Here is a 21,643-nt window from a genome sequence, read left to right as displayed (position 1 = left end):
CGCCGTGGGTGGGACGGCGGCGGCGTTGCGGGTTGCGGAAAACGGAACGACGGCTCAGGCAGCGCGGCTGAACTGGCCGAAGCGGCCCTGCGGACAGAACCGCACCAGCCAGTCGGGCGCGACGGTGCCGACCGGGGTGGGGACGATGCCCAGCGCGTCGAGCCCCGGCGCGCCGGCCGGGACGACATTGTCGTGCTGGAGCATGCGCCACTGGTCGCGCGTGATCGGCGATCCCGGCAGCGCGGCGAGCAGCGCGCCCGCCGCGTCGGGAAGCGTGACGAAATGCGGGCGACGGCAGGTCGCCGCAGCGATCCAGCGCAGCAGCTCGATCATGCTGAACACCTCGGGCCCGCCGACCGAATAGGTCTGGCCGCCATGGCGTTCGGGATCGCCGAGCGCGGCGACCACCGCCTGGGCGACGTCGATCACATAGACGGGCTGGAAACGGACCTGCGGGCGCAGCACCGGCACCACCGGTGCGCCCGCGATCATTCCGGCAAAGCGGTTGAGGAACGCGTCCTCGCGCCCGAAAATCACCGAGGGGCGCAGGATCGTGGCACCGGCGAAGCCGTCGCGCAGCGCCGCCTCGCCTTCGCCCTTGGTGCGGCCATAGGCCGAATCGGACGCGGCATCGGCGCCGAGCGCAGAGATATGGACGAGCGCCTTCACGCCCGCGCGCGCTGCCGCCTGCGCGACGTTGCGTGCGCCGTCGACATGCACCGCCTGCATCGGCCCGAAGGTGCCGGTGAGGTTGACGACCAGATCGGCGCCGTCGACCGCGCGGGCGACCGTATCGGCACGCGTGACGTCGGCCGCGACGAACTGGGTATGGCCGAGCCCGCCGAGCGGCTTCAGAAACCAGGCGTCGCGCGGCCTGGGCTGCGCCACGCGAATGCGCGCACCCGCGCGATAGAGTTCCTGTGCCACATAGCGGCCCAGAAATCCGCCGCCGCCAAACAGCGTTACCAGCCTGTCCTTCATGCCTGCCTCTTGAGGTTTCGCCTGCCCTCCCCATGCCGCGCACGCGCCCAAACGGCAAGCCGCGAAGGATGCGGGGGCGGCGGCATGCGCCGAACGGCGTGCGCGGCACGGGTGCGGCAACGATTTTCGCAGGCCCCGCAAATTTCTGGAAATTGGGCGTTGACAACACCCCGACCCCTCCCCTAGAGGCCGCGGCCTACCCCGTGCCCAGATGGCGGAATTGGTAGACGCACCAGCTTCAGGTGCTGGCGATCGCAAGGTCGTGGAGGTTCGAGTCCTCTTCTGGGCACCATTTTCCCCTGACGGGCGGAAACCGCGGATTTCCTGAGTTTTTGGCAGCCGGTGGCACATAATCCTGTCACAGACGAAGGTGCGCCGAAATTGGGCCGGAAGTCCTATCTGATTCCCCGAAACGGGCGCTGGTACGATAACCGCGCCTTTCCGAAAGAGCGGAACCGCGAGCTTGATCACGGCCACTTGCATTCCCCGGCGCCAGCCTAAGCGTGGGAGGAGGCGGTCACGGGCAACCTGTTCACCGTGGCCAACACCACGGATCGGCTCGGCAGGAACCAGATAGACGACTTCCCGCCGTTCGCAGCGCGCGTGCTGGACGCGGAAGGGATCGTGGTCGACACGACGTCCCGCGCCCACCGGACATTGTTGCCGCTGCTGATGCGGGCGAACAAGGAGCTGGCAGCAATCGACCTCGCTCGCCTCAAGGGCGACTTCGGCCACCAGCCAAGCGATCCGATAATGCTCGCGGCACTGGACCATCGAACGCCCCGCCAGCACGCCATCGCCGACCTTATCTGCGAGTATCGGCCTCCCAAGGAGCAAAAGCGCCGGTGGGGCCAACCCACCATCACGGCGCACAAGCCCGTGTACAGGCTCCTGCGAAAGACCTTCGGGGACACCCGCGACTTGCGGACCATCGGCCGCGAGGATGGGCGCCACCCGTTCAACATGATCGTTGGCATGCCGATGAACCTCGGAAAGACGAAGGCACTCGACGGGCTTACCATTGTGTAGGCCATTGAGAAGAATCGCGCGTAGGGGCTGCCCACCATCAGCCCGACGACCATCAACGCCCGCTACGTCACCTTTGTGAAGGCGATGTTCACCCGCATCGGTGCGCCCGTCTGATCACCGGTATCGTCCGCGAGGCCTGCGGTGAAACTCAGGCAGCATGGTACGGACAGGCATTCACCGAGGGCGCTGATCGTCACGTTGAAATCAATGCTGCCAGTCAATTCCCGCCCGATATGAAAGCGAGGCCGCAGGTCCGGTAGCTGCTGTTCGGGGTTGAGGCCGGCAGCGCGGGTGAGCGAGCGCATGCGCGCCTGCGACAGGCGCCGCGCGAGTTCCTGCGTGACGTGCCCCCTGATTGTTACCACTCAGGGGGAGAGTCCGGCTCCTTCATGATGGTTGGTTGAGGGGATGGCAACGAGTCCGGGGGCATGCCCCCGGGGACGCTGGCCGGCGATCTCGGCGGGGGTCTTCCCGCTCGATTTCGAGTGCGGCCTGACGGGGTTGTAATCGTCCCCCAGCCACAGCGCGCGCGTCGCCACCACTTGCGTGCAACCAGCGTCGCTTGCACATGCGTGCAACGCAACGCATGCTCGCGGCCATGGACGAGGATTACAGCGGGCAGGTGGCGGTGCTGTTCCTTTCGGAGCACACCGGCGAGGACCCGGAAAGCTATGCGGCGATGGCCGCGCGGACGGAGGCGCCGGCGGCGCTGCAGCCCGGCTCTCACGGCGTCGACAGCCTGTCGGCGGGTGCGGCGGGAATCACGATCCGCCATTGGACTGACGCGGCGAGCGCGGTAGCGTGGCGGCATCATCCCGCGCACAGCGCCGCGCGCGCCGCGGGGCGCCGCCGCTGGTATCGCCCTTCCCGGCTGCACGCCGCGACGATCGACCGCAGCCATGGCTGGGCGCGCGTGTGAACCGGGCGCGGATCGACGGCACCTTCGCGCTGCTGTTCACCGTGATGCTCGCGATCGCCGCGGGCAACACCGCGCTGCAATCGGTGCTGCCCGCACTCGGCCGATCGCTGGGCGCCGCCGATACCACCGTCGCGGCGGTGTTTTCGGTATCGGCGCTGCTGTGGGTGATCGCCGCCCCCTATTGGGCGCGCCGGTCGGACCGGCAGGGGCGACGCGCCATGGTGCTGCTCGGCGTCGCCGGGTTCACGCTGTCGCTGTTCCTGTGCGGACTTTCGCTCGCGCTCGGCATCAACGGCGTGCTCGCGCCGGCGAGCTGTTTCCTCGCCTTTATCGGCGCGCGCGTCGTCTATGGGCTGTTCGGCTCGGCGGCGCCGCCGGCGGTGCAGGCGATCGTCGCGGGGCGGACCAGCCGCGAGGCGCGCACGCGCGCGCTGACGCTGCTCGCCTCGGCATTCGGGCTGGGAACGATCCTGGGGCCGGCGATCGCGCCCTATCTGGTGCTCGGCCGCGCCTGGCCCGGCGGGCCGCAGATCGGGCTGGCCGGCCCTGCCTTCGTCGCCGCCGCGATCGGCGCGGCGATCTTCGTCGCGGTGCTGCGCCTGCTGCCGCGCGACGCGCACGCCGCCCCGGGCGCGGCGATGGGCTATCCCTCGATCGGCGGCCAGGCGACCGGCGCGAGCGTCACCGCCGCGACCGCGCCCCGCGGCGGCCGGATCGCCACCTTCGACGCGCGGATCCGCGGGTGGATGGTCGTCGGGCTGGTCGCAGGCCATGCGCAGGCGATCGTCGGCCAGACGATCGGCTTCCTCGTCATCGACCGGCTGGGGCTGGCCCCTGCCCGCGCGCTCGAACCCACCGGGCTGGTGCTGATGATCGGCGCGGGATCGACGCTGCTCGCGCAATGGGGGCTCATCCCGCTGCTCGACCTGCGCCCGCGCGCACTGGTGCTGGCGGGGGCGGGCCTTGCCGGGGCGGGATGCCTGATCGTCGCCGCGGCGCCCGGGCTCTATGCGATCGCGCTCGGCTATGCGCTCGCCTCGCTCGGCTTCGGCTTCGCCCGGCCCGGCTTCACCGCGGGCGCCTCGATCGCGGTCGATGCCGCAACGCAGGGCGCGGTCGCGGGCAAGGTGACCTCGATCAACGGCGCGGCCTTCGTGCTCGGTCCGTCGATCGGCATCGGGCTCTACCAGCTGTGGCGGCCGTTGCCCTATCTGGCCACGGCCGCCGCGCTGCTCTGCCTGCTCGGCTATGCCGCGCTCACGCTTCGGAATCGCGCGGACGCAGCATCCCGGGGGTGATGAAGCCGATCGGCTGGATCGCCGCCGCCTGCTGCTTCAGCCGCCCCGACATGGCGGCATAGTCGGCCTCCATCTCGGGCGTCACCGTGGCGCGCGATTCGGCGAGCGCCGCTTCGAAATGCGCCATCGTGACGCGCTGCGTCGCCAGCGATTCGCGCAACGCCACCAGTCCGGCGCGGCGCACCACATCCTCCAGGTCGGCGCCGGTGAAGCGTTCGGTGCGCGCCGCCACCGCACCCAGGTCGACATCGTCGGCGAGCGGCATCTTCGCCGTCTGGATGCGCAGGATGCGCTCGCGCCCGCCACGATCGGGCACGCCGACATAGACCAGTTCGTCGAACCGCCCCGGCCGCATCAGCGCCGGATCGATCAGGTTGGGCCGGTTGGTCGCACCGATCACCACCACCGACTGCAGCTCCTCCAGCCCGTCCATCTCGGCAAGGATCGTGTTGACCACGCGCTCGGTCGCCTGCGGTTCGCCCAGCCCGCCGCCGCGCGCGGGAACAAGGCTGTCGAGCTCGTCGATGAAGATGACGCACGGCGCCACCTGACGCGCACGGGCGAACAGCCGCGCGATCTGCTGCTCGCTCTCGCCATACCATTTCGACAAGAGGTCGCTCGACTTGGTCGCGATGAAATTGGCCTGCGCCTCGCGCGCCACGGCCTTGGCGAGCAGCGTCTTGCCCGTGCCGGGCGGGCCATAGAGCAGAAAGCCCTTGGCCGGGCGGATGCCCAGCCGCCGGAACGCATCGGGATCCTTGAGCGGCAGCTCGACGCCTTCCTTCAGCCGCATCTGCGCATCGTCGAGTCCGCCGACATCGTCCCAGCGGACCTGCGGCGCCTGCACCATCACCTCGCGCATCGCCGAGGGCTGGACCCGCTTGAGCGCCTCGAGGAAATCCTCGCGCGTCACCGCCAGCGTCTCGAGCACCTCGGCCGGGATGCTGCCGTCGGCCAGGTTGAGCCGCGGCATGATCCGGCGCACCGCCTCGATCGCCGCCTCGCGCGCGAGCGCGGCCAGGTCGGCGCCGACAAAGCCATAGGTGGTGCGCGCCAGCTCATCGAGGTCGACCGCCTCGGCGATCGGCATGCCGCGCGTGTGGATGCCCAGGATCTCGCGCCGGCCGCGCTCGTCGGGAACGCCGACGACGATCTCGCGGTCGAACCGGCCGGGGCGGCGCAGCGCCTCGTCGATCGCGTCGGGGCGGTTGGTCGCCGCGATCACGACGATGTTGGCGCGCGCCTCCAGCCCGTCCATCAGCGTCAGCAACTGCGCGACCAGCCGCTTTTCGGCCTCGCCCGACACCTGGCCGCGCTTGGGCGCGATCGAATCGATCTCGTCGATGAACACGATCGACGGCGCGTTCTTCGCGGCCTCCTCGAACACCTCGCGCAGCCGCTTTTCCGATTCGCCATAGGCCGAGCCCATGATCTCGGGCCCGTTGATCAGATGAAACTGCGCGTCGCTCTCGTTGGCGACCGCCCGCGCCAGCCGCGTCTTGCCCGTCCCGGGCGGCCCGTGGAGCAGCACGCCCTTGGGCGGATCGACGCCGAGCCGCTGGAACAGCTCGGGATAGCGCAAGGGCAGCTCGACCATCTCGCGAAGCTGGTCGATCGTCGCGCCCATGCCGCCGATGTCGTCATAGGTCACGTCGGCGCGGCGGCTTTCCTTGGGTTCCTCATATTCGGGGCGCAGCTCGACCTCGGTATTCTCGTCGATATGCACCACGCCGCGCGGCACCGTGGCGATCACCGCCAGCCGGATCTCCTGCAACGCATAGGCGGGCGCGCGCAGGAACTGGGCGACGTTGGGGGGCACGTCGGCACGCTGGTGCGCCACCGTCGCGATCGTGTCGCCGGCGGTCAGCGGCCGCCCGAAAAAGGTGCGCTGCAGCGCGTGGCTCGATCCCTGCAACCGCAGGTTCTGCTGCGCGGGCGCAAAGATCACGCGCGTCGCGGGCTTCGATTCGGCGCGGCGCACCTCGACGAAATCGCCCGATCCGACGCCCGCATTGGCACGCTGGAGCCCGTCGATGCGCAGCAGTTCGAGCCCTTCGTCCTCGGGATAGGGCATTACCGCGCGCGCCGGCGTGGCCCGCTTGCCCACAATCTCGATCACGTCGCCCTCGGCGATGCCGAGCGCTGCCATCAATGCGCGCGGAAGATGCGCCAGCCCGCGGCCGCTGTCTTCGGGACGCGCATTCGCGACCTGCAACCGGCGGCCCCGTGGTTCGTCGTCTGCCATTCGTTGATCCCTATCCGGCATGAGACGGGAACATAGGAAGCAGCGCGCGGTGCCGGGAGAGGGGCAAAAAAAATGGCCGGTCAACAAGGACCGGCCGGGAAAGTTTTAGGAGAGGATGCCTGAAAGGCCCGTTCTATGTGCACTGCGGCGAACAATTGTGCAAGTGCGAAATGACTCCGACAAGATTGCAAAGGTTGCAATCATTGGTGCGTCGCGCGATAATCGTCCCAAGGGTGGAGGGGCCGATCCGCACGCGCGGGCCGGTCGATTCGCCCGTGATGCACTGCACAAGAAGCGGATATGCGAAGGCTCCCTCCCCTCACTGCGATCGAAGCGTTCGTCCAGGTTGCCCGGCTCGGGTCGATCAAGGCGGCGGCCGAGGAGCTGGCGCTTTCGTCGCCCGCGCTCAGCCGGCGCGTCCAGGCGCTCGAACGCTTTATCGGCAAACCGCTGTTCGAACGGCGCCACCAGTCGCTGCGGCTCAACGACGATGGCGAGCGCCTGCTGGGGCTGATCGCCCCCGCGCTCGACGCGATGGCCGACGGCGTCGAGACGATGACGAGCGGCAGCGAACTGCTCCGGCTGCGACTCGGCATCCCGCCGCTGTTCGCGACGCAACGGCTGCTGCCGCTGCTCCCCGAAATGAAGCGGCGGCATCCCGAACTGCATCTCGACATCGATTCGGGAACGCATGCGCTGGCGCGGCTCGGCGACGGGCTCGACGCCGCGATCGTCATCGCGCGCGATGTCGATCCGGGGCTGCACGCGCGCCGGCTCGACCGGCATCGCGTCTATGCGATCGGCACGCGATCGATGGTCGAAGGCCCCACGCCGATCACGCGCCCCGAACAGCTCGCGACGCTGACCGCGCTCGTCCATCGCGAGATGCCCGAACTGTTCACCGCATGGCGCGCGGCGATCGACATGCCCGAGCTCGAGCCTGTGGCGATCGACCTGTTCGATTCGGGAACGTTGCTGCTCGAAGCGGCGGCGCAGGGGCTGGGCGTCGCGTTTCTGCTCGAATCGCATTTCGAGGCGGCGCGCGACGAGCGCCTGGTGCGGCTCTTCCCCGATACCGAGGTCGAAAGCCCGTACAGCTACTGGTTCGTGTGCCGTCCGCGCGCGCTCGGGCAACGGCCGGTGCGCGTCTTCTACGACTGGCTGGTCGACACGCTGAAACCCGAATGACCGCGCGCCCGCCGGGGCGGGCACGCGGCATCGGTTGCCGGGGCGGCGTGTCCGCCCCCGGTCTTGCCGGGGCTCAGGCGGTGCGCATCCGCACGATCTTGCCCGGCGTGTGCGGCGGCTCGCCCTTGGGGAGCGCGTCGACATGCTCCATGCCCTCGGTCACCTCGCCCCACACCGTGTACTGGCCGTCGAGGAAGCGCGCGTCGTCGAAGCAGATGAAGAACTGGCTGTTGGCGCTGTTCGGATCCATCGTGCGCGCCATCGAGCACACGCCGCGGACATGCGGGGCGTTGCTGAATTCGGCCGGCAGGTTGGGCTCCTTCGAACCGCCCATGCCCGTGCCCGACGGATCGCCGCCCTGCGCCATGAACCCGTCGATCACGCGGTGGAAGACGACGCCGTCGTAAAAGCCGTCGTCGGCGAGCTTGGCGATGCGGGCGACATGCTGGGGCGCGAGGTCGGGCCGCAGCTTGATGTGAACGTCGCCGGTTTCCAGCGTCATCACAAGGTTGGTCGGTTCGGACACGGTCCATTCTCCTGCGAGTTGTCGCGTCGTCCTACGCATAGCCCGGGGGAGTTGCAAATCGGGCGCGGCAGTGGCAGCGGGCGGGGCTGGGTTCGTGCGCAGGAGATCGGACGATGAGCGAAACCGAACTTCACGCCGAGGCGCATGACCGTCCCGCCGACAGCGAGCTCGACGAGGACGACCGGCTCAAGCCCGCCTTCGTCAATGCCGTGCTCGAAGCGGTCGCCGCGGGCGATACCGAGGCCGCGCGCGCGCGCGTCGAGCCGCTCCATCCTGCCGACATCGCCGACCTGGTCGAGCTGACCCCCACCGAGCAGCGTCCGGCGCTGGCCGCGGCGATTTCGGACCTGATCGATGGCGACGTGCTGGCCGAGATGAACGACTGGGTGCGCGAGGCGCTGGTCGACGCGCTCGAGCCGCACCAGGTCGCCGACATCGCCGCCGAACTCGATACCGACGATGCCGTCGCGATCATCGAGGACATGGACGCCGACGATCAGCGCGAGGTGCTGCGCGCGCTCGATCCCGACGATCGCGCCGCGATCGAGGAGGCGCTGTCCTATCCCGAGGAGACCGCCGGCCGCCTGATGCAGCGCGAGCTGATCGCGGTGCCCGAACACTGGACCGTCGGCCATGTCCTCGATTTCCTGCGCTCGCACGAAGAGCTGACGACCGACTTCTGGGAAATCTATGTCGTCGATCCCGGCCACAAGCCGGTCGGCACCTGCGCGCTGTCGTGGATCCTGCGCGCGCCGCGCTCGGTTTCGGTCAGCGACGTGATGAAGCGCGAACAGACGCTGATCCCGGTCGACATGGACCAGGAAGAGGTCGCGCTGCGCTTCCAGAAATACGCGCTCATCTCGGCGGCGGTCGTCGATGCCAACGGCCGGCTCGTCGGCATGATTACCGTCGACGACATCGTCCACATCATTTCCGAAGAGGCGGGCGAGGACATTCTGCGCCTGTCGGGCGCGGGCGAGGGCGACATCAACCAGCCCGTGCTGCTGACGGTGCGCACGCGGCTGACCTGGCTGTTCGTCAACCTGGGCACCGCAATCCTTGCGGCGTCGGTGGTCGGGCTGTTCGAAGGCGTGATCGCACGCTTCGCGCTGCTCGCGGTGCTGATGCCGATCGTGTCGGGGATGGGCGGCAATGCCGGCACGCAGACGCTGGCCGTCGTGGTGCGCGCGCTCGCGACCAATCAGCTCACCAGTTCGAACACGCTGCGCATGATCCTGCGCGAACTGTCGATCGCCGCGGCCAACGGCGCCGCGCTCGGCGTCGCGATCGGCATCGGCACGATGCTGATCTACGGCATCCCCGCGCTCGCGCTCGTGATCGGCATGGCGATGGTCATCAACAACCTGATCGCGGGCCTGTCGGGCGTGCTGATCCCGGTCACGCTCGAAAAGGCGGGGGTCGATCCGGCGGTGTCGTCGGCGGTGTTCGTGACGATGATGACCGACGTGATGGGCTTCTTCACCTTTCTGGGGCTGGCGACGCTGGTCGGGCTGGGCGGCTGACGCGGCACGAATCCCCGACGGACGGGTTGATTGCGCCGCGCGTGAGGGCCAGATCGGTCGCCGTGTCCCTCCATCTCACCAAGGTCGCCTTCGGCTGCGACAGCGTCGATTTCCTCCAGTCGCGGCTCGAATCGCGCGCGGCCGACGGCGGCGCCGTCGCGCTGACGACGCGCTACCTGCCCAAGCGCCATGCCGAGATCGTCGGCGGATCGCTGTTCTGGATTCTCAAGCACCAGCTCGTCGGGCGCTCGCCGATCCTCGGTTTCGGCGAGGCGGAGGGCGGGCGCACCGCGATCCTGCTCGCGCCGCAGCTGATCCGCGTCGCGCCGCGGCCCAAGCGCGCGCATCAGGGCTGGCGCTATCTCGAAGGCGCCGACGCGCCGCCCGATCTCGACGATGCGGCGGCGGGGGTCGACGCGCTGCCGGCCGATCTCGCCCATGCGCTCGGGGCGCTGGGGCTGCTCTGATCGCGCGCGCCGCGGCTCAGTTGGCGAGCTGCGGAAAGGTGTTGCGGAACGCCGTCACCTTGGGCTTGTCCCAGCGCACGACATAGGGGTGCATCGGGTTGCGCCAGAAAAAGTCCTGCTGCGCCGCCTCGGCCGGAAAGAAGCGTCCGGTCTCGATCCGCGTCACGATCGGCCGCGGATAGACGCGCGCCTTGCCGAGCTGCTCGATATAGGCCTGCGCGACGCGGCGCTGTGCCTCGTCCTGCGCAAAGATCGCCGATCGAAAGGCCGGGCCGCGGTCCGGCCCCTGCCGGTCGCGCTGCGTCGGATCGTGCGCGACCGCGAAAAAGATGCGCAGCAGCGTCCCGAAACTCACCTTGGCGGGGTCATAGACGATCTGCACCGCCTCGGCATGGCGCGTGCGGGCGCCGACGACCAGCCCGTGCCGCGCGGTCGCCGCGGTGCCGCCGGCATAGCCGTTGGTCACCGAATGGACGCCGCGCACCGACTGGAATACCGCCTCGAGTCCCCAGAAATTGCCGCCGGCCAGCACCGCGACCTGCTCGTCGCCGGTGGCGGGCACGTCCTGTGCGGGCGGCGGGATCGGCACCGCCCGCGGCACGCGCGCGCCCGCGGTCAACAGCGTCACGGCCGCGATCGCGGCCAATACCCGGTTCGTCCTGCGCCCCATGGCCGCGACGATCGGACGAATCGCGGCTCAGCGCAAGGCGGCGCAGGCGTCCTGGATGCGCGTGCACGCCTCGCGCAGCAGCGTTTCCGAGGTCGCATAGCTGATCCGCATCGCCGGCGAGAGGCCGAACGCGCCGCCATGCACCGCCGCCACGCGCGCCTCGTCGAGCAGATAGCCGATCATCGCCTCGTCGGTGTCGATCACCTGCCCCTTGGGCGTCGTCTTGCCGATCAGCGCGGCGAATTCGGGATAGACATAGAAGGCGCCCTCGGGCGTCGGGCAGGTCATGCCCTCGATCGCGTTGAGCATGCCCACGACCAGGTCGCGGCGCTGCTGGAACGCGCGCGCGCGGTCGCGCAGGAACGACTGATCGCCGGTCAGCGCCGCGGTCGCCGCCGCCTGCGCGATCGAACAGGGGTTCGACGTCGACTGCGACTGCAGCTTGGCGATCGCCTTGATCAGCTCGGCGGGGCCGCCCGCGAAGCCGATCCGCCAGCCGGTCATCGCATAGGCCTTGGAACAGCCGTTGACGGTGAGCGTGCGCTCGTACAGCGACGGGCACACCTGCGCGATCGTCGCGAATTCGAAACCGTCGTACAGGATGTGCTCGTACATGTCGTCGGCGAACACCCACACGTGCGGATGGCGTTCGAGCACCTGGCCCAGCGCCTTCAGCTCGTCGGCCGAATAGGCGGCGCCGGTCGGGTTCGACGGCGAATTGAGGATCACCCACTTGGTCTTGGCGGTGATCGCGCGATCGAGCTGCTCGGGGGTGATCTTGTACCCCTGGTCGGCGCCCGCCGCGACGAACACCGGCTTGCCGCCCGCGAACTGGACGACGTCGGGATAGCTCACCCAATAGGGGGCGGGTACGACGACCTCGTCGCCCGGATCGAGCGTCGCGACCATCGCGTTGAACAGCGTGTGCTTGCCGCCGACATTCACCGTGATCTGCGCGGGGGCGTAATCGAGCCCGTTGTCGCGCTTGAACTTCAGCGCGATCGCCGCCTTCAGCTCGGCGGTGCCGTCGACATTGGTGTATTTGGTCTTGCCCGCGCGGATCGCCTCGATCGCGGCGTCCTTGACGAAGTCGGGCGTGTCGAAATCGGGCTCGCCCGCGCCCAAGCCGATCACGTCGATGCCCTGCCGCTTGAGTTCGAACACCCGCGACGTCATCGCGAGCGTGGCCGAAGGCTGGATGCGCTGAAGCGCGGCGGAGATCTGCATGACGGTCGCCTTTCGCGGTAGCTGTGCGCGCGCCTATAGGGCGGCGGCTTCGCTGTCCGCAACTGTAACGGCTGAAACCAGTCCGCGCACCGAATTGCCCAGCAAAAATCCGCCCGCCAGGTCGGCGGCGGTCAGTTCGCCCTCGATCGCGCGGCCCGTCGCGATCAGTTCGGCGCGCAGCACGCCGGGAAGCAGCCCGCGCGCCAGCGGCGGCGTCACCAGCACGTCGCCGCGCGGCACGAACAGCGAGGTGAAGCTGCCCTCGGTCAGCCGCCCGTCGCGATCGGCGAACACCACCTCCCAGCAACCGGGCCGCGCGCGCCGCGCCGCGTCGTAAAAGCCGCGCCGGCTCGTCTTGTGGCGCAGCCGGAAATCGTCGGGCGCGACCGGCAGCGGCACCACCGCGGCGCGCACCGGCAGCTCGGGCGTCACCGGCAGCGGGGCGATCCCCACCGCGATCGCGCCGCGCGGCGACAGCACCAGCCGCACGCGCGCGGGCGTGCGCAGCCGGAATGTCGCCGCCTGCAACTCGTTGCGCGCGCTGTGCCGGTCGAAACGAAAGCCCAGCGCGGCGGCGCTCGCCTTCATCCGCGCCAGATGGCGCTCGAGCAGCGCGATGCCGTCGACGGGGTCGAAGCGCATCGTCTCGATCAGGTCGAACCCCGGCTCGCCCGCAGTGACGAAGCGCCCCTTGGCAAGGCACTCGGCCCATTCCTCGTCGACATCCGAATCGGCGACCACGCCCGAGCCGAGCCCCAGCGTCGCCATGTCGTCGCCCGCGCGAAGGTGGAGCGTGCGGATCGCGACGTTGAACGCCGCCCCTGCCCCGCCCGCGTCGATCCGGCCGATCGCGCCGGTATAGACGCCGCGCGGCGCCGCCTCGACCTCGTCGATGATCGCCATCGCGCGGCGCTTGGGCGCGCCCGTCACCGAACCGCAGGGGAACAGCGTGTCGAGCACGTCGACCGCGTCGCGCGCGGGGTCGAGCGTCGCGGTGACGGTCGAGACGAGCTGGTGCACCGTCGGATAGCGTTCGACCGCGAACAGGTCGGGCACGCGCACGCTGCCCGGCTGCGCCACGCGCGCCAGGTCGTTGCGCATCAGGTCGACGATCATCAGATTCTCGGCCTGCTGCTTCGGGTCGCGCGCCAGCGCGGCGGCACGCGCGGCGTCCTCGGCCGGGTCGGCGGCGCGCGCCGCGGTCCCCTTCATCGGCCGCGCGACGAGCGCGCCGTCGGTCAGCGTGAAGAACAGTTCGGGCGACAGGCTCAGCAGCCAGTCCTCGCCCGTCGCCACCAGCGCCCCCTGCCCCGCCGCCGCCCGCGCGCGCAGCAGCGCATAGAGCGCCGCCGGACCGCCCGCGACCGGCACCTCGGCCTGGAAGGTCAGGTTGGCCTGATAGATGTCGCCCGCGCGGATATAGTCGATCACGCGCGCGAACGCCGCGCCATAGTCGGCGCGCGACACGCGCGGGCGCGGCGCGGCGGCAAAGGCGCCGGCAGGATCGGGCAACAACGCGGCAACGCCGTCGGCGTCGAGGCGCGACGGCGCCTGAAACAGCCCGAACCACAGCCGCGGCACCGCGGCCTCAGCCGCTCCCGCCGCATCGCGCGCTTCGGCATGCAGGTCATAGGCACAGAAGCCCGCGGCATGCAGGCCGTCGCGGACACCCGCGCGCACCCGGTCGAGCGCCGTCGCCACCGCCGCCGCGTCGCGCGCCGTGACGATTTCGACCGGATCGGCATAGAGCCGCGCACCGGCATGGCCGGCGCGCGCGTCGTCGAGCAGCACGAACGGGGGATCGGGCAAGCGCATGGTCGTCCCGAAATGCAGGCCCCGCGCGCCGACGGCAAGGCCCATGTTGCCCCGGATGGCGCCGCCGCCTATCTCGTCGTCCATGCCGAACCCTGCCCAGCAGGCGCCGTTGCGCGCCACGATCGTCCCGGTGACGCCGTTGCAGCAGAACTGCACGCTGCTCTGGTGCACCGCCACGATGCGCGGCGCGCTGGTCGATCCCGGCGGCGATCTCGACCGGCTCCAGGCCGCCGTCAGCGCGAACGGCGTGACGGTCGAAAAGATTCTCGTCACCCACGGCCATATCGATCATTGCGGCCAGGCGGGCGAACTGGCCCGCACGCTCGGCGTCCCGATCGAAGGCCCGCACGAGGCCGACCGCTTCTGGATCGCGCGGCTCGCCGACGACGGGATGCGCTACGGCATCCGCGGCGCGCCGTTCGAGCCCGATCGCTGGCTGGTCAACGGCGATACCGTGACCGTCGGCGACCTCACGCTCGACGTCTATCACTGCCCCGGCCACACGCCCGGGCATGTCGTTTTCCACCACGCGCCCTCGGCGCTCGCGATCGTCGGCGACGTGCTGTTCCAGGGGTCGATCGGCCGCACCGATTTCCCGCTGGGCAATCATCAGGATCTGATCGATTCGATCACCGGGCGGCTGTGGCCGCTCGGCGACGCGACCGTGTTCGTCCCCGGCCACGGCCCGGCGAGCAATTTCGGGCACGAGCGCCGGACCAACCCCTTCGTCGCCGATTCGGTGCTCGCCGGCGCCGCCTGACGGGCCGCGCGCCGGCAAGCGGCCGGCGCGACGCGACCATCCGCGCGTTCAGCGCAGCGGGTTGAGCCCCGAATAGCCGAGATAGGTGGCATAGCCGGCCAGCCCCAGCATCACCGCCCAGGTGATGAGGATCCCGCCCGCGCGGCCGGGGCGCCATCCGTCCATGCCGATTCCGTGCAGCACGCGGCCGATCACGAACAATGCCGCCGCGACCCACAGCCAGAACTGCGTCCCCTTGGCGAGTTCGATCAGCGCGAGCAGCGCCAGCGTCAGCGGCGCATATTCGATGAAGTTCGCGTGCGCGCGCATCCGCGCGGCGACTCGCGCGTTGCCGCCGTCGCCGTTCATCACCTTTTCGCGGATTCGCAGCTGGACGACTCGCAGCGCGAGCCAGAAATTGACGAGCGCCAATGCGCCCGCCATCGTCAGGGCAACAGGCAGAAAGAACATGTGGTTTGATCTCCCCCGGGGAAGGTCGCTCCCTGCCACCTCCGGCTTATGCTTGCAACGCGGCACGAATCCGCTATACGCGCGGGCTCGCTTCGTGACCTGTCCGCTGGTCCGGCGAGCGGCCGGCCCCGCCGTCGCTTGCCCGAACCGGTATGCGGGCGTATCGCGACCCTATTCAAGTGCTTGCTGATAAAGGTGCCTAAATGGCCGTTCCGAAGAGAAAGACCTCGCCGTCGCGGCGTGGCATGCGTCGGGCGCACGATGCGCTCAAGGTCGAGGCGTTCCAGGAATGCCCGAACTGCGGTGAGCTGAAGCGTCCGCATCACCTGTGCACGGCGTGCGGCCATTATAACGGCCGCGAGATCACGTCGGTCGAGGCCTGATCCCACGTCCGAGACCAAAGGGCCTGCCCGCATGACCATGACCTCGCGAATCGCCGTCGATGCGATGGGCGGCGACGAGGGGGTGGCGGTGATGCTGGCTGGCGCTGCGCTTGCGCGTCGTCGCTACGAGGGGATGGAATTCCTCCTCGTCGGCGACGAATCGCGCATTCGCGACGAGCTGCGCCAGCATCCCGAACTCACCGCCGCGTCGGAGATCGTCCACGCGGCCGATGTCGTTCACGCCGATGAAAAGCCCAGCCAGGCGCTTCGCCGTGCCCGCACCACGTCGATGGGAATCGCCATCGATCTGGTGAAGCAGGGGCGCGCCGGCGCGGCCGTGTCGGCGGGCAACACCGGCGCGCTGATGGCGATGGCCAAGCTCGCGCTGCGCACGATGCCGGGAATCGATCGGCCGGCGCTCGCCGCGCTGATGCCGACGCTCGGCACCAACGACAGCGTGATGCTCGATCTCGGCGCCAATACCGAAGTCGATGCCCGCAACCTCATCCAGTTCGCGGTGATGGGCGCCGCCTATGCCCGGATCGCGCTCGATCTCGAGACGCCGCGCGTCGCGCTGCTCAACATCGGGACCGAGGAGATGAAGGGCACCGAAAGCATCCGCGAGGCGTCGGCGGCGCTGCGCGAGGCGGCGCATCTTCGGCTCGACTTCCGCGGGTTCATCGAGGGCAATCGCCTGTCGCAGGGCGATGTCGACGTGATCGTGTGCGACGGCTTCTCGGGCAATATCGCGCTCAAGACGGCGGAGGGGACGGCCAAGTTCGTCGCCGACCTGTTGCGGCGCGCGTTCAGCAGTTCGCTGCGGTCGAAGGTCGGTTTCCTGATCTCGCGCCCCGCGACCGAGCTGCTGCGGCATCATCTCGATCCCAACAACCATAATGGCGCCATCTTCCTGGGGCTCAACGGCATCGTCGTGAAAAGCCATGGCGGCGCCAATGCCGTCGGCGTCGACACCGCGATCGGTTTCGCGGCAAAGACGCTGCGCGACGATCTCAACCGGCGGATCGCCGAAGACCTGGGTAATTTCGAGGCAAGGGCGGCGTGACGATTCGGTCGGTCATCAAGGGTACGGGCGCAGCGCTTCCGCAGCGCCGGGTTTCGAACGACGAGCTTTCGCAGACGGTCGACACGACCGACGAATGGATCGTCGAGCGGACGGGGATTCGTTTCCGCCACATCGCCGGCCCCGACGAGACGACGGGCACGCTCGCGACCGCCGCGGCGCGCGCCGCGCTCGACTCGGCCGGGCTGCAGCCGGGCGAGATCGACCTGATCGTGCTCGCGACCGCGACTCCTGATCAGACCTTTCCGGCCACCGCGACTCGCGTCCAGGCCGCGCTCGGCATCGACGACTGCGTCGCGTTCGACGTCGCGGCGGTGTGCTCGGGCTTCCTCTATGCGCTCCAGGTCGCCGACTCGATGATTCGCGCGGGCGCGCATCGCCGTGCGCTGGTGATCGGCGCCGAAACCTTCAGCCGGATTCTCGACTGGGAGGATCGCGGCACCTGCGTGCTGTTCGGCGACGGCGCCGGCGCGATCGTGCTCGCGGCCGAGGAAAGCGATCCGGCGAACGGGCCGGGCATCCTCGCCACGCGGCTCCATGCCGACGGCCGCCACAACGAGCTGCTCTATGTCGACGGCGGGCCGTCGACCACGGGCACCGTCGGCAAGCTCCGCATGAAGGGGCGCGAGGTGTTCCGCCACGCCGTCGTCAACCTGGCGTCGGTGATGGAAGAGGCGCTGGCGGCGGCGGGGCTCGCCTCGGCCGACGTCAACTGGGTGGTGCCGCACCAGGCGAATGCCCGCATCCTCGACGCGACCGCGCGCAAGCTGGGACTGGCGCCCGAACAGGTGATCGTCACCGTCGATCAGCATGCCAACACCTCGGCCGCCTCGGTCCCGCTCGCGCTCGATACCGCGGTGCGCGACGGGCGGATCCGCCGCGGCGATCTGCTCGTGCTCGAGGCGATGGGCGGCGGCTTTACCTGGGGTGCGGCGGTCGTCCGTTTCTGATCTTTTCGGACCGCGGGCGGCCCATCCTCCGTATGTTTCCGGATTGTATCTGCGCCAATTGCGATTGCGGTACAATTTGCTAAGGTTAGCCGGTCAACTCAATTTCTTAAGGGCCTGGTCTAATGTCGAGCGCAGCCACGCTGACCCGCGCGGAACTCGCTGAATCGCTCCACCGCGAGGTGGGGCTTTCGCGAGCCGATGCCGCCAGGCTGGTCGAACAGATCCTCCAGCACATGTGCGAGGCTCTCGCCCGCGGCGAGAATGTGAAGATCTCCGGTTTCGGCAGCTTCATCCTCCGCGACAAGGGCGAGCGCGTCGGGCGCAACCCCAAGACGGGGATCGAGGTGCCGATCGCGCCGCGCCGCGTGCTGACCTTCCGCGCCAGTCAGATGATGCGCGACCGCATCGTCGCTGCCGGCTGAGGCAGTCCCCGGTGCCCGGCTCGGTCAAATCCGCCGGCGCGTTGCTCACCATCGGAGAACTGGCCGAACAGATCGGCCGGCCGCAGCATATCCTGCGCTATTGGGAGACGCGCTTTCCGCAACTGCGCCCGCTCACGCGGGCCGGCAACCGGCGCTATTACCGCGCCGACGACGTCGCGCTGGTCCATCGCATCCACCATCTGCTCGCGAACGAGGGCTATACGATCCGCGGCGTCCAGAAGCTGCTCGAATCCGAACGCAGCGCCCGGTCGGGTCGCAACCGGACCCGGGCGCTCGAAACGATCCGCGACGATCTCGCCGCCGCGCTCGCCGACGACGACGATCGCTGACCCCGCCCGCGCTCAGGCGGCGTCGGGGCCCAGGCTGGGATCGAGGTCGCGCGGGCGGATGAACCGGACCAGGTCGCCCGTGCCGTCGCGCACGGCGTCCCAGTCGGCGACGTCGAAGCGGATCTGCGCCAGCGTCGCGGTCGGATATTTGGCCTCCACCCGGTCGCGCAGCGTCCCGCCCGGCGGAACCAGGTCGAGCACCAGTTCCTCCAGCCCCGGATTGTGCCCGACGACGAGCACCTCGTCCGCCGCTCCGGCGCGCTCCTGCACCACCTCCAGGATCGTTCCCGCCGAAGCCAGGTAGAGCCGCTTGTCCCACACCGGCTCGATCGCGCGGCCATAGCCCGCCGCCAGATGGTCGATCGTCTCGACCACGCGCAGCGCGGGCGAGGCGAGCACGCACGCAAAGCGCAGCCCCAGGTCGCGCAGGTGCAGCCCCATCATCGCCGCGGCGCGCTGCCCCTTGGGGTTGAGCGGGCGGTCGAAATCGCGGGCTACGGGATCGTCCCAGCCCGATTTGGCGTGGCGCAGCAGCGTGAGCGTCTTCATGCGTCCCCGGTCGTCGCGGTTGCGGGTGCCTCATGCCGCAACCGGGCCGCCAAGGAAAGCCGCACGCGCACCACCGCCTCGTCGAGCGGGACGCGCCGCACCGGCGTCCCCGCCGGAAACGCGCCGAGCAGCCGCGACGGCATCGCCGCCGACAGCAGCACGAACGTGCCATGGTCGTCGGCACGGCGGATCAGCCGCCCGAACGCCTGCGCCAGCCGCGCGCGCACGATCCGGTCGTCATAGGCGCTGCCGCCGTTGGCCAGCCGCCGCGCCGCGTGGAGCACGCTCGGCTTGGGCCACGGCACGCCCTCCATCACCACCAGCCGCAGCGAGTCGCCCGGCACGTCGACGCCGTCGCGCAGCGCGTCGGTGCCGATCAGCGACGTGCGCGGATCGTCGCGAAAAATATCGACCAGCGTGCCCGTGTCGATCGGGTCGACATGCTGGGCGAGCAGCGGCAACCCCTCGCGCGCCAGCCGGTCGGCGATGCGCGCATGCACCGCGCGCAGCCGCCGGATCGCGGTGAACAGCCCCAGCGTGCCGCCCCCCGCCGCGACGATCAGCTGGGCATAGGCGTTGGCCAGCGCCGCCACGTCGCCGCGCTTGACGTCGGTGACGATCAGCACCTCGGCCTGGCCGGCATAATCGAACGGGCTCGCCGCCTCGAACCGGATCGGCGCGTGCGGCAGGTGGACCGCGCCCGAACGCGCCTCGGCCACCGCCCAGTCGCCGCCGGCACGCAGCGTCGCCGAGGTGATGAGCACGCCCTGCGCGGGTTCGAGCACGGTGCGCGCAAACGGCCGCGACGGGTCGAGCCAGTGGCGGTGCAGCCCCACATCATATTCGCGCCCCTCGACGCGATCGACCGCCAGCCAGTCGACATATTCGGGATCGGCCGGCCCGCCGATCCGCGCGATCAGCGCCAGCCACGCCGCCACCGTCTCGGCGCGCCAGGCCAGCGACGCGATCGCGCCCTCGATCCGCGCCCGCGCCGGCCCGTCCATCCAGTCGGGCGCCTCGTCGAGCACCGCCTGGAGTCGTCGCCCCAGCCGCAGCATCGGCCGCAGCAGCGCGTCGAGCGCCGCCCCCGCAGGCGCCGCCGCCTCGACCAGCGCCGCGTCGGGCTCGGCCAGCTCGGTCTCCAGGCCATAGCCCGCCTCGCCCGCCGCCTGCGTGTCGCGGGCATAGACAAAGCCGCGCACCGCCGCGAGCAGCGCCTCGACCGGCCCGAACGGCTCGCCCTCATGGATGCGCTGGAGCCATTTGTCGGCGGGGAGCGCCTGCGCCGCCTCGATCGCCTCGGCGATCGCGCGCGCGCCCTCCTCGTCATAGCTCGCGACGTCCGAAAGCCGCGCCGACAGCCCGCGCCGCCGCCCGCGCGATCCCGCTTCGGGGCCGATCACCCATCGCCGGATCTCGATCGCCTCCTGCCCGGTCAGCGCGGCGGCGAACATCGCGTCGGCGGCGTCGAACAGGTGATGCCCCTCGTCGAACACATAGCGCGTCGGCCGCGTCCCCGATTCGCGCCCGCGCGCGGCGTTGACCATGACGAGCGCATGGTTGGCGATGACGATGTCGGCGCCGGCCGAAGCGCGCGCAGCGCGTTCGATGAAGCATTTCCGGTAATGCGGGCACCCGGCATAGATGCACTCGCCGCGCCGGTCGGTCAGCGCGGTCGATCCGTTGCGACGGAACAGCGTCGGCAGCCAGCCGGGCAGGTCGCCGCCCACCATGTCGCCGTCGGCGGTGAACGCCGCCCAGCGCGCCACCAGTTGCGCCAGGATCGCCGCGCGCCCGGCAAAGCCGCCCTGAAGCGCATCCTCCAGGTTGAGCAGGCAGACATAATTCTCGCGGCCCTTGCGCGTGACGATCCGCGTGCGCCGCATGCCCGCATCGGGGAACAGCCGGTCGCCCTCGCTCCCCAGCTGGCGTTGCAGCGCCTTGGTAAAGGTCGATACCCACACCGCGCCGTCGGCCTGTTCGGCCCAGACCGAGGCGGGGGCGAGATAGCCGAGCGTCTTGCCGATTCCCGTCCCCGCCTCGGCCAGCACCAGGTTGGGCGAATCGCGATGCACGCGCGGCGCGAACGCCGCCGCCGCCGCCGCGGCATAGTCGCGCTGGCCCTGACGCCGTTCGGCGCCGTCGCCGGTCAGCCGCGCCAGCCGGGTCGCGACCGCCTCGGGATCGATCGGCACGATGCGCGGGGCGGGGCGGGGGGGCGCCTCTTCCCATTCGGGCAGCTTGGAAAACAGCCAGCGTTCGGCGCGCTCGGGCCGGGCGAGGCGCGGGTTGAGCGCCGCCGCCCACGGCCAGCGCAGCCGCGCGAGCGACTGGAGCGCGTGCCACGCCCCCTCGCGCTCGGGCCAGCCCGCGGCATCGGCGCCGGTCAGCGCGAGCAGCGCCTCGGCCGCATCGCGCAGGAACGCCGCGACCGCGCCGTCATCGGCGGGCGGCGCAATCCCCACCGCGCGCGCCAGCCCGCGCGGCGTCGGCACCATGAAGCGCGCCGGCCGCAGAAAGGCGAACAGCTCGAGCAGGTCGAGCCCGTTGATCTCGGGATGCCCCAGCCGCTGGCCGATCAGCGGCGCGTTGAGCATCAGCACCGGCGTATCGGCGGCGACGCGGATCGCCTCGCCGCGGCCGATCGCGCGCGTTCCCTCGGCCGTGGCGATCCACACGCCCGAATGGCTGGCGTGAAGCGCGGGGTAGGGGAGCGGCGGCAACATCGTCATCCCGGCTTGTACACCTTGCGTTCCGGTTGAACAGGGGGCGTGCGGCGGGCCGATCGCACAGGAACAGGGACAGGGACA

General features: G+C 70.2%; 22 protein-coding genes and 1 tRNA gene. 13 read left to right on the top strand and 10 right to left on the bottom strand.

What is annotated here, in order from left to right:
• Positions 1 to 54: 54 nt before the first annotated feature.
• On the bottom strand, positions 55 to 981 hold the full coding sequence (locus ACT3CF_RS00515) for a complex I NDUFA9 subunit family protein (protein ID WP_478419761.1): 927 nt from the start codon (positions 979 to 981) through the stop codon (positions 55 to 57).
• Positions 982 to 1,186: 205 nt separating this feature from the next.
• Here ACT3CF_RS00515 and ACT3CF_RS00510 point away from each other — a divergent pair.
• Positions 1,187 to 1,273: transfer RNA gene (locus ACT3CF_RS00510), tRNA-Leu, on the top strand.
• A 245-nt stretch (positions 1,274 to 1,518) separates the two neighbouring features.
• Positions 1,519 to 2,010 (top strand): hypothetical protein, encoded by a 492-nt coding sequence (locus tag ACT3CF_RS00505; RefSeq protein ID WP_478419760.1) that lies wholly within the window; start codon positions 1,519 to 1,521, stop codon positions 2,008 to 2,010.
• Between the two features lie 62 nt (positions 2,011 to 2,072).
• Here the strand turns inward: ACT3CF_RS00505 and ACT3CF_RS00500 are convergent, their stop codons facing one another.
• On the bottom strand, positions 2,073 to 2,315 hold the full coding sequence (locus ACT3CF_RS00500; RefSeq protein WP_478419759.1) for a hypothetical protein: 243 nt from the start codon (positions 2,313 to 2,315) through the stop codon (positions 2,073 to 2,075).
• 281 nt (positions 2,316 to 2,596) lie between these two features.
• On the opposite strand from ACT3CF_RS00500, the gene ACT3CF_RS00495 reads away from it, so the two are divergent.
• Both ACT3CF_RS00495 and ACT3CF_RS00490 read left to right on the top strand, forming a co-directional pair.
• Positions 2,597 to 2,929, top strand: coding sequence for an antibiotic biosynthesis monooxygenase (locus ACT3CF_RS00495; protein ID WP_478419758.1), 333 nt, complete (start codon positions 2,597 to 2,599; stop codon positions 2,927 to 2,929).
• Positions 2,930 to 2,973: 44 nt separating this feature from the next.
• Complete coding sequence (locus tag ACT3CF_RS00490; protein ID WP_478421294.1) at positions 2,974 to 4,227, top strand: MFS transporter; 1,254 nt, start codon at positions 2,974 to 2,976, stop codon at positions 4,225 to 4,227.
• On the opposite strand, the gene ACT3CF_RS00485 is transcribed toward ACT3CF_RS00490, so the two are convergent.
• Positions 4,187 to 6,472 carry a CDC48 family AAA ATPase gene (locus ACT3CF_RS00485; RefSeq protein ID WP_478419757.1) on the bottom strand — a complete coding sequence of 762 codons (2,286 nt, stop codon included), beginning with the start codon at positions 6,470 to 6,472 and terminating at the stop codon, positions 4,187 to 4,189. The genes ACT3CF_RS00490 and ACT3CF_RS00485 overlap by 41 nt on opposite strands.
• A 300-nt stretch (positions 6,473 to 6,772) precedes the next feature.
• Between ACT3CF_RS00485 and ACT3CF_RS00480 the strand changes: the two genes are divergently transcribed.
• On the top strand, positions 6,773 to 7,660 hold the full coding sequence (locus ACT3CF_RS00480; RefSeq protein ID WP_478419756.1) for a LysR substrate-binding domain-containing protein: 888 nt from the start codon (positions 6,773 to 6,775) through the stop codon (positions 7,658 to 7,660).
• A 73-nt stretch (positions 7,661 to 7,733) separates the two neighbouring features.
• Here the strand turns inward: ACT3CF_RS00480 and ACT3CF_RS00475 are convergent, their stop codons facing one another.
• Complete coding sequence (locus ACT3CF_RS00475; protein ID WP_478421293.1) at positions 7,734 to 8,162, bottom strand: peptidylprolyl isomerase; 429 nt, start codon at positions 8,160 to 8,162, stop codon at positions 7,734 to 7,736.
• A 137-nt stretch (positions 8,163 to 8,299) separates the two neighbouring features.
• Between ACT3CF_RS00475 and mgtE the strand changes: the two genes are divergently transcribed.
• A complete protein-coding gene (gene mgtE / locus ACT3CF_RS00470; protein WP_478419755.1) occupies positions 8,300 to 9,709 on the top strand; it encodes a magnesium transporter in 1,410 nt (469 codons plus the stop codon).
• Between the two features lie 62 nt (positions 9,710 to 9,771).
• Complete coding sequence (locus ACT3CF_RS00465; RefSeq protein WP_478419754.1) at positions 9,772 to 10,176, top strand: DUF1489 family protein; 405 nt, start codon at positions 9,772 to 9,774, stop codon at positions 10,174 to 10,176.
• A 16-nt stretch (positions 10,177 to 10,192) separates the two neighbouring features.
• Here the strand turns inward: ACT3CF_RS00465 and msrA are convergent, their stop codons facing one another.
• The 3 genes from msrA to pabB are packed head-to-tail and all read right to left on the bottom strand — an operon-like array spanning position 10,193 to position 13,888.
• A complete protein-coding gene (gene msrA, locus ACT3CF_RS00460) occupies positions 10,193 to 10,846 on the bottom strand; it encodes a peptide-methionine (S)-S-oxide reductase MsrA (protein WP_478419753.1) in 654 nt (217 codons plus the stop codon).
• Positions 10,847 to 10,873: 27 nt separating this feature from the next.
• Complete coding sequence (locus ACT3CF_RS00455) at positions 10,874 to 12,073, bottom strand: pyridoxal phosphate-dependent aminotransferase (protein ID WP_478419751.1); 1,200 nt, start codon at positions 12,071 to 12,073, stop codon at positions 10,874 to 10,876.
• Between the two features lie 33 nt (positions 12,074 to 12,106).
• Positions 12,107 to 13,888, bottom strand: coding sequence for an aminodeoxychorismate synthase component I (gene pabB / locus ACT3CF_RS00450; RefSeq protein ID WP_478421292.1), 1,782 nt, complete (start codon positions 13,886 to 13,888; stop codon positions 12,107 to 12,109).
• A gap of 82 nt (positions 13,889 to 13,970) precedes the next feature.
• Between pabB and ACT3CF_RS00445 the strand changes: the two genes are divergently transcribed.
• Complete coding sequence (locus ACT3CF_RS00445) at positions 13,971 to 14,648, top strand: MBL fold metallo-hydrolase (protein WP_478419750.1); 678 nt, start codon at positions 13,971 to 13,973, stop codon at positions 14,646 to 14,648.
• A 48-nt stretch (positions 14,649 to 14,696) separates the two neighbouring features.
• Here the strand turns inward: ACT3CF_RS00445 and ACT3CF_RS00440 are convergent, their stop codons facing one another.
• Positions 14,697 to 15,098, bottom strand: coding sequence for an MAPEG family protein (locus ACT3CF_RS00440; RefSeq protein WP_478419749.1), 402 nt, complete (start codon positions 15,096 to 15,098; stop codon positions 14,697 to 14,699).
• A 203-nt stretch (positions 15,099 to 15,301) separates the two neighbouring features.
• Here ACT3CF_RS00440 and rpmF point away from each other — a divergent pair, with 203 nt between their 5' ends.
• The 5 genes from rpmF (at position 15,302) to ACT3CF_RS00415 (ending at position 18,284) form a co-directional block, all read left to right on the top strand.
• Complete coding sequence (rpmF, locus tag ACT3CF_RS00435; RefSeq protein WP_478419747.1) at positions 15,302 to 15,481, top strand: 50S ribosomal protein L32; 180 nt, start codon at positions 15,302 to 15,304, stop codon at positions 15,479 to 15,481.
• Positions 15,482 to 15,512: 31 nt separating this feature from the next.
• The gene (gene plsX / locus ACT3CF_RS00430; protein ID WP_478419746.1) at positions 15,513 to 16,544 is read left to right on the top strand and encodes a phosphate acyltransferase PlsX; all 1,032 of its coding nucleotides are present in this window, start codon (positions 15,513 to 15,515) and stop codon (positions 16,542 to 16,544) included.
• Positions 16,541 to 17,512: a beta-ketoacyl-ACP synthase III gene (locus tag ACT3CF_RS00425; protein WP_478419745.1), complete on the top strand. Its 972-nt coding sequence runs from the start codon at positions 16,541 to 16,543 to the stop codon at positions 17,510 to 17,512. The genes plsX and ACT3CF_RS00425 overlap by 4 nt, the downstream gene beginning before the upstream one ends.
• 122 nt (positions 17,513 to 17,634) lie before the next feature.
• Positions 17,635 to 17,934 carry an integration host factor subunit alpha gene (locus ACT3CF_RS00420; RefSeq protein ID WP_478419744.1) on the top strand — a complete coding sequence of 100 codons (300 nt, stop codon included), beginning with the start codon at positions 17,635 to 17,637 and terminating at the stop codon, positions 17,932 to 17,934.
• 11 nt (positions 17,935 to 17,945) lie between these two features.
• The gene (locus tag ACT3CF_RS00415; RefSeq protein ID WP_478419743.1) at positions 17,946 to 18,284 is read left to right on the top strand and encodes a MerR family transcriptional regulator; all 339 of its coding nucleotides are present in this window, start codon (positions 17,946 to 17,948) and stop codon (positions 18,282 to 18,284) included.
• 12 nt (positions 18,285 to 18,296) lie between these two features.
• On the opposite strand, the gene ACT3CF_RS00410 is transcribed toward ACT3CF_RS00415, so the two are convergent.
• Positions 18,297 to 18,833 (bottom strand): SixA phosphatase family protein, encoded by a 537-nt coding sequence (locus tag ACT3CF_RS00410; protein WP_478419742.1) that lies wholly within the window; start codon positions 18,831 to 18,833, stop codon positions 18,297 to 18,299.
• The gene (locus ACT3CF_RS00405; protein WP_478421290.1) at positions 18,830 to 21,559 is read right to left on the bottom strand and encodes an ATP-dependent DNA helicase; all 2,730 of its coding nucleotides are present in this window, start codon (positions 21,557 to 21,559) and stop codon (positions 18,830 to 18,832) included. The genes ACT3CF_RS00410 and ACT3CF_RS00405 overlap by 4 nt, the downstream gene beginning before the upstream one ends.
• Positions 21,560 to 21,643: the final 84 nt, after the last annotated feature.

The organism is Sphingomonas chlorellae, from assembly GCF_056485145.1.
Note: the sequence above shows the minus strand (reverse complement) of the source record. Positions and strands in the feature narration are given on the sequence as shown.

Excerpts from the sequence above, each read along its gene's own strand:
- pabB (WP_478421292.1), bottom strand. The coding sequence starts at position 13,888 with ATGCGCTTGCCCGATCCCCCGTTCGTGCTGCTCGACGACGCGCGCGCC.
- ACT3CF_RS00480 (WP_478419756.1), top strand. The coding sequence starts at position 6,773 with ATGCGAAGGCTCCCTCCCCTCACTGCGATCGAAGCGTTCGTCCAGGTT.
- ACT3CF_RS00485 (WP_478419757.1), bottom strand. The coding sequence starts at position 6,472 with ATGGCAGACGACGAACCACGGGGCCGCCGGTTGCAGGTCGCGAATGCG.
- ACT3CF_RS00410 (WP_478419742.1), bottom strand. The coding sequence starts at position 18,833 with ATGAAGACGCTCACGCTGCTGCGCCACGCCAAATCGGGCTGGGACGAT.
- ACT3CF_RS00500 (WP_478419759.1), bottom strand. The coding sequence starts at position 2,315 with ATGCGCTCGCTCACCCGCGCTGCCGGCCTCAACCCCGAACAGCAGCTA.
- plsX (WP_478419746.1), top strand. The coding sequence starts at position 15,513 with ATGACCATGACCTCGCGAATCGCCGTCGATGCGATGGGCGGCGACGAG.
- msrA (WP_478419753.1), bottom strand. The coding sequence starts at position 10,846 with ATGGGGCGCAGGACGAACCGGGTATTGGCCGCGATCGCGGCCGTGACG.
- ACT3CF_RS00475 (WP_478421293.1), bottom strand. The coding sequence starts at position 8,162 with ATGACGCTGGAAACCGGCGACGTTCACATCAAGCTGCGGCCCGACCTC.
- mgtE (WP_478419755.1), top strand. The coding sequence starts at position 8,300 with ATGAGCGAAACCGAACTTCACGCCGAGGCGCATGACCGTCCCGCCGAC.
- ACT3CF_RS00455 (WP_478419751.1), bottom strand. The coding sequence starts at position 12,073 with ATGCAGATCTCCGCCGCGCTTCAGCGCATCCAGCCTTCGGCCACGCTC.
- ACT3CF_RS00495 (WP_478419758.1), top strand. The coding sequence starts at position 2,597 with ATGCTCGCGGCCATGGACGAGGATTACAGCGGGCAGGTGGCGGTGCTG.
- ACT3CF_RS00420 (WP_478419744.1), top strand. The coding sequence starts at position 17,635 with ATGTCGAGCGCAGCCACGCTGACCCGCGCGGAACTCGCTGAATCGCTC.
- ACT3CF_RS00490 (WP_478421294.1), top strand. The coding sequence starts at position 2,974 with ATGCTCGCGATCGCCGCGGGCAACACCGCGCTGCAATCGGTGCTGCCC.
- ACT3CF_RS00440 (WP_478419749.1), bottom strand. The coding sequence starts at position 15,098 with ATGTTCTTTCTGCCTGTTGCCCTGACGATGGCGGGCGCATTGGCGCTC.
- ACT3CF_RS00445 (WP_478419750.1), top strand. The coding sequence starts at position 13,971 with ATGCCGAACCCTGCCCAGCAGGCGCCGTTGCGCGCCACGATCGTCCCG.
- rpmF (WP_478419747.1), top strand. The coding sequence starts at position 15,302 with ATGGCCGTTCCGAAGAGAAAGACCTCGCCGTCGCGGCGTGGCATGCGT.
- ACT3CF_RS00405 (WP_478421290.1), bottom strand. The coding sequence starts at position 21,559 with ATGTTGCCGCCGCTCCCCTACCCCGCGCTTCACGCCAGCCATTCGGGC.
- ACT3CF_RS00515 (WP_478419761.1), bottom strand. The coding sequence starts at position 981 with ATGAAGGACAGGCTGGTAACGCTGTTTGGCGGCGGCGGATTTCTGGGC.